Consider the following 6483-nt stretch of genomic DNA (forward strand, 5'->3'; position numbering starts at 1 on the left):
TTTAAATTTTTAATATCAATATGCTGTTAATTAATTCTATACCTTTCCACAGAAAAAGGTCGGGTATTATTTCGAGGGTGCAAAAGTACAAAATTAAATGTAAAACGCCATGAAAACCTCTGAAAAAGTACCTAAAACACTTGTAAAATAACAATATTTTACTTATAGAGATGATAATTAGTATGATTTTTGCTGAAAAATGAAATTCTGAGTCAAGAAATACGATGTAAAGTGCTGTGGGGAAAAGTGTGAAACCCAGAGCGGCAATTATGTTAAAAACGTTTTCTATCCATTGCCTGTTTTTTTCTTTGTCGAAAAAAATCCAGTTTATGAATGAATACATTATCCATTTTAGTATCAGAAAGATAATCAGTGCTCCTGCATAAATTCCCATCATTGCAGGATGGTTTGCACTGAAGAAGAAATCCGGGTTGGAATAGGAGTAGTAGTGATAGATTAGCAATCCTCCCATTACTCCGGATACACAGCACAGAAGGACTGTAGTTATGTTGGATGTGGAGTTATAGTTGTCATCGAATAGGTTTGCTCTATCCGATGAAGTGGAAATACATTTACGGAATATCCTGATTACCCCTTTCTTCTCGTTCTGCATAGCTATGACTATGAGCAGGAAACCTAACATTAGGGCAGCCATTACGTTACTGTCCGATACCAGTTTGTAAGGCATTGTCTCGCCTTGCATACCGTTGTCTTCGGGTATGATTGTTTGTCCGGTAGCGGGTTTTACACACAGGCTGTCGTTTGTTAATGTCCACTCATTCATGTTTCTTATCAGGATAATGCTTATATGGCTGCAAATTTACGAAATTCTTTGTTCCACATCGGTATCGTATATAATAAATCTACGGCCTCTTCCGGAGTATTTGCCACTTCCCATAGTCTGGCATGCTCCGGTCTCATGAAGTTTTCTTCAATGGCTTTTTCAAGTATATTGAGCAGCGGCGTGAAATATCCGTTTACGTTCAGTACAACTATGGGTTTGAGATACAGCCCAAGCTGCTTCCATGTAATTATTTCCAGCAGTTCCTCCAGTGTGCCGCAGCCTCCCGGCAGTGTGATTACGGCATCGCTCATCTCTGCCATGAGATTTTTTCTTTCGTGCATCGTCTCAGTTTCAATGGTCTGTGTCAGTCCGGTATGGTTCCAACCTTGCTCTACCATGAAGTGTGGAATAACTCCTGTCACTTTCCCTCCTGCTTCAAGAGCAGAATTTGATACGGCTGCCATAAGCCCTTGGCATCCGGCTCCGTTTATCACATTTATACCTTTCTCTGCCAGCAGTTTACCTAATTGCCTTGCTGCTTCGAAATAAGCCTCGTCTATTTTTGTGCTTGATGCGCAATAAACGCATACTGATTTTATATTTTCCAAATTCTTGATTTTATTTTTTAGTTATTAGAAGCTGATTGTAAAGACTTTGTAAACTGTCAATGCAAAAAAATGAAGAATGAAGACACTGTGTGCCATTCATCCTTCATTTTATATGTTATTGGATTATAGTCCGAAAGCCTCTTTTACTTTGTCAACATAATCCAGTTTTTCCCATGTAAAGAGTTCTACTTCAACTGTCTTATTGCCTTCGTAAACAGATTCGAATGTTTTTGTAACAACCTTTGGTTCGCGTCCCATGTGTCCGTAAGCAGCTGTTTCGCTGTAGATAGGGTTGCGGAGTTTCAGACGCTGTTCGATAGCTTTAGGTCTCATGTCGAATATCTCGTCAACCTTCTTTGCTATCTCGCCGTCAGTCATGTTTACATTGCTTCTGCCGTAAGTGTTTACGTAGATGTTGATAGGTCTTGCAACACCGATAGCGTATGAAACCTGTACTAATATCTCGTCTGCTACACCTGCTGCTACAAGATTCTTTGCAATGTGGCGTGCTGCGTATGCTGCGCTGCGGTCTACCTTACTTGGGTCTTTGCCGGAGAAGGCACCACCACCGTGTGCACCTGCACCACCGTATGTGTCAACTATAATCTTACGTCCTGTAAGACCTGTATCACCGTGAGGGCCACCGATAACGAATTTACCAGTAGGATTTACGTGATACTTGATGTTGTCGTTGAACAGAGCCAATACTGCAGGATTGTGTATCTCTGCTATCACTCTTGGCATAAGTACTTCGATAACGTCCTTACGGATTGTTGCAAGCATTTCTTCGTCAGCCTTCAATTGAGCTTCTTTAGAAGAATCAGCAGGAGCAACGAACTCATCGTGCTGTGTAGAAACTACGATAGTGTCTATTCTTACAGGACGGCGGTCGTCATCGTATTCGATAGTAACCTGGCTTTTTGAGTCCGGACGGAGGTAAGTCATTACTTTGCCTTCGCGACGGATATCGGCAAGTACTCTAAGTATCTTGTGAGCAAGGTCGAGCGAAAGAGGCATGTAGTTTTCAGTTTCGTTTGTAGCGTAACCGAACATCATACCCTGGTCGCCTGCACCCTGATCCATTGGTTCTTCGCGTTCCACTCCGCGGTTGATATCTGCACTCTGTTCGTGGATTGCAGAAAGTACTCCGCATGAGTTTCCTTCAAACATATACTCGCTCTTTGTATAGCCAATATTGTTGATAACCTCTCTGGCTACACGCTGCAAGTCGATGTACGCATTGGTTTTCACTTCTCCTGCCAGTACCACCTGTCCGGTAGTTACCAATGTTTCGCAAGCTACTTTAGAACTGGGGTCATAAGCCAACAGTTTGTCAAGCACAGCATCCGATATTTGATCGGCTACTTTGTCGGGGTGTCCTTCAGACACAGATTCGGATGTGAATAAATATCCCATTTTACGTTTTAAATTAAAAAATTAGTGATTGTAATTATCCGTGTACGGACAGAGTAGGGGAAGAAAATCAATTATGTGTTTTAGCATTTTTTTCCGTGGTTGCAAGCTACTCAAATCTTTCCACTTTTTATTTTCGCCTGCAAAGATACGCATATTAGTTGGAATAATTACAAAATGCGTATAATTTTAACATAGTCTGTCGTAAAAAGAATCAAAGATGGTGTCAGAAACTTATAAAAGTGATGATATAATCTATAAATACAGACTGTGTACTTATAAATACAACTTATATTTATATAAATGCAAGTTGTGTTTTTATAAATATAAGTTATATTTAGAGATAATGTGCCGAAAAACGTGATAAGTTTATATCAGTAACTGAAGTTTTCCTCTATATGATCAAGAATAGAATTAAGCTCTTCCAAAGTTTCAGCTCTGAGCATGGCAATACGTGTTTCCTTGAAATTAGGAATTCCCTTGAACAAAGGCGATGCGGCAAGGTGGCGGCGTACATGCAGAATACCGCGACGCTCGTCAAGCAGATTTACACTGTCCTGTACCTCACGACGAAGAACATTCATCTTCCATCCGAAATCAAGTCCGGTCAGTTCTTCACCTGTCTGCAGATAGTGTTTCACTTCCTTAAATACCCATGGACGACCAAAGCTGGCTCGGCCGATCATAATGGCATCCACTCCATATTTGTCGAAACATTCCTTTGCACGTTGTGGAGTAGTGACGTCACCATTACCTATAATAGGAATACGCATACGCGGATTGTTTTTCACCTCGCTAATTAGCGTCCAGTCTGCCTCGCCGGTGTACATCTGTGCGCGTGTACGTCCGTGTATTGTCAAGGCTTCTATACCGCAGTCCTGCAACTGTTCTGCCAGTTCCACTATTATCTTATGTTCAGAGTCCCATCCCAAACGGGTTTTCACAGTGACAGGTATTTTCACTGCATCAACCACAGCCTTGGTGATTTCAAGCATCTTAGGAACATTCTGCAGCATACCTGAACCAGCGCCCTTGCCAGCCACGCGCTTTACAGGGCATCCGAAATTCAAATCCAGGATGTCAGGTTTTGCCTGCTCCACTATTTTGGCAGCTTCAACCATGGTCTCAGTGTCTTTCCCGTAAATCTGTATGGCTACGGGACGTTCCTTTTCGCTGATGTTAAGTTTCAGCATGGTTTTGCCCACCGAACGTATCAGGGCATCGCTCGATACAAACTCGGTATATACCATATCTGCTCCAAACTCCTTGCATAGAAGTCGGAATGCCGGGTCGGTTACATCTTCCATTGGTGCAAGAAGTACGGGCTGTTCTCCTAAATCTATATTTCTAATCTTCATAAACCAGTTTTATTAATCATTTGAAAGTGGGAGTAATAAACCATTTGTTATACATCAGTGTAGCCACACGATAAACCACAAAAGCCGAAAAGAATCCGGCAATGGAATCTATCAGATAATGAGCTTGTATATATACAGTGGCCAGACATAAAAGTATGTAAAAAGGCAGCAGAAAATAAGATAATTTCCTGCTCACACGCCATGACATTATCATAACAATGGTTGATATGGCTACATGCGAACTTGGAAATGCCGCGGTTGGCCGCTCGCCAATCTCCTGTGAAGCCTCGACCAAATTGTAGAAAAAGCCGTGGTCGTATCCAGGGGCGGGGAATAAAAGTACATTGTAATTAAAATAATCCCCAAGAGGGATAAATTCACATGCGTTTACCCTATCCATACCTATCGCCGGAAAATAGAACTGCGGACCTGCCACGGGAACAAGCAGATAGAACAGATAGTATATGAAAAATGAGGTGACAAGCACAAAACAAATCTTTTCAAACCACTTAAAGTGATATATGAAATAATATACCACAGCAATAAGCATCATGGGGTAGTAGAAGAAATATCCCATATTAAGCGGTTCGCTGAACCAAATCGAAGGAAAAAGCTTGCTAAACTCAACCGACGGCTGACACTCGAACAATGACTGTTCCATGGCTGCGAATATATGGTCCAGATTGTCGAACACACGATTGAATTCATACGTGTCGGGATACCAGTATGCCAAAAGCGACATTTGTACAATCATACGCACAAAAGCCGTAAGCCTGCACGGAAAAGCCTGATATAGATACATCAGGGCAAATGTGAGCACCACTATCCCCAGACGTTCCAGAAGCATAATGCCGGGATGGTCCATGCGAGGATACAAAATCAATATGAGTATTGAGGTCAGGGCATTGTATATAAGGCTTATACTCTCTACCGCAAAAAGTCCTTTGCCACTCTCAACTCTTTCCAATAGTTTTAAATTTATATCCATCCTTCTTTTTTATACCAGCTTATTATTTCCTTTACTCCACGCTCCAGTTTATATTCGGGTTTATATCCCAATTCTTTTACGAGCGGGCTAATGTCGCACCTCCAGTTGCGCTGCTTCATTATATTATATTTGTCTCTATTCAGAGTACTTGGCTTGTGAGTGAAATGTGAAAAGAACTCAACTATATATGAGATGGCTTTGAGAAGGAACAACGGACAGACGAACCTGATCATCCACGGATTGCCCAGTTCCTTGCGTATAAGGTCGGAAAATGTACGGCTGTTATACACCTCGCCGTCGCTCACAAAATAAGAGCGGTATTTCACGTCCTTCTTAATTGCCAGATAAACGGCCTGAACCAAATCTTTTACATATATGAAAGTAATGTCCTGTCTCTTATATCCCGCAACGAAATCCACATGATTGCATATCGACTTTACCATCAGGAAGTAATCCCTCTCCCGAGGGCCATATACTCCAGTAGGACGGAATATCACGTATGGAAAATCCTTCAGACCCTGAAGATATTCCTCTGTCTTGAGCTTACTGAATCCGTATGCAGTGTTCGGAACAGGCTTATCCGTCTCGCATATTGACGAATAGTCTTTTTCGCGTATAGGTCCGAAAATACTGAGTGAGCTTATGAAAATAAAATTCTTAGGAGCCATATCAAGTTTCATGAGGGTTTCGATGAAATGACGTGTAGCCCAATAGTTTCCTATCTCGAAACCTGCCTTGTCTAAACATTTGGTGACACCGGCACAATGAATGATATAGTCCCATCCGCCGTGTTCCTCCTTATGCTTGAGCAACTGCGACGCAAGTCTGTCCGAATCGGTAAAATCGAGTTCGGCAAAACGGATCCGATCGTCCTGCAAATACTTTCTGCTACTGCTTTTACGCACTCCGGCCCATACCTGCATTCCTTCGGCAAGGCCACCCTCAACCAAAAAACTGCCAATAAATCCGCTGGCTCCTGTTACTAATATTTTGTTATTCATAACTTCCCGTATTATAAAGGCACAAACTTACATAAAAATCTTCGTTTTTTATGCCGGTGCAATAAAAAATCAAGCCCTACGTACTTGATTGATCGTCTATTGCCGTGCTCGAAGCACAAAATGTTGTATATTTGAGGTGCATACATTTATTAAAAAATCCTCATATGAATAGACCTAATAGAACAGTAGCAGGGCTTGATGTCCACAAACTTACATAAAAATCTTCGTTTTTTATGCCGGTGCAATAAAAAATCAAGCCCTACGTACTTGATTGATCGTCTATTGCCGTGCTCGAAGCACAAAATGTTGTATATTTGAGGTGCATACATTT

Annotated in this window: 6 protein-coding genes; all 6 read right to left on the reverse strand. The window is 41.6% G+C overall.

From position 1 onward, the window contains the following. Position 1: 1 nt before the first annotated feature. Positions 2 to 784 carry a DUF4271 domain-containing protein gene (locus tag I6E24_RS06205; RefSeq protein ID WP_235327118.1) on the reverse strand — a complete coding sequence of 261 codons (783 nt, stop codon included), beginning with the start codon at positions 782 to 784 and terminating at the stop codon, positions 2 to 4. Between the two features lie 20 nt (positions 785 to 804). Further along, the gene (locus I6E24_RS06210) at positions 805 to 1392 is read right to left on the reverse strand and encodes an LOG family protein (RefSeq protein WP_235327120.1); all 588 of its coding nucleotides are present in this window, start codon (positions 1390 to 1392) and stop codon (positions 805 to 807) included. A 123-nt stretch (positions 1393 to 1515) separates the two neighbouring features. Continuing rightward, entirely contained in the window at positions 1516 to 2808 is a 1293-nt protein-coding gene (gene metK, locus I6E24_RS06215; RefSeq protein WP_235327122.1) for a methionine adenosyltransferase, read from the reverse strand. 371 nt (positions 2809 to 3179) lie between these two features. Continuing rightward, positions 3180 to 4163 (reverse strand): tRNA dihydrouridine synthase DusB, encoded by a 984-nt coding sequence (gene dusB, locus I6E24_RS06220; protein ID WP_235327124.1) that lies wholly within the window; start codon positions 4161 to 4163, stop codon positions 3180 to 3182. Between the two features lie 16 nt (positions 4164 to 4179). After that, positions 4180 to 5145 (reverse strand): phosphatase PAP2 family protein, encoded by a 966-nt coding sequence (locus I6E24_RS06225; RefSeq protein ID WP_235327132.1) that lies wholly within the window; start codon positions 5143 to 5145, stop codon positions 4180 to 4182. After that, on the reverse strand, positions 5142 to 6152 hold the full coding sequence (locus I6E24_RS06230; RefSeq protein ID WP_235327126.1) for an NAD-dependent epimerase/dehydratase family protein: 1011 nt from the start codon (positions 6150 to 6152) through the stop codon (positions 5142 to 5144). Before I6E24_RS06230 ends, I6E24_RS06225 begins: the two co-directional genes overlap by 4 nt. Positions 6153 to 6483: the final 331 nt, after the last annotated feature.

Origin of the sequence: Bacteroides caecigallinarum, from assembly GCF_021530995.1 — a bacterium.
Classification (GTDB): Bacteria; Bacteroidota; Bacteroidia; order Bacteroidales; family Bacteroidaceae; genus Phocaeicola; species Phocaeicola faecigallinarum.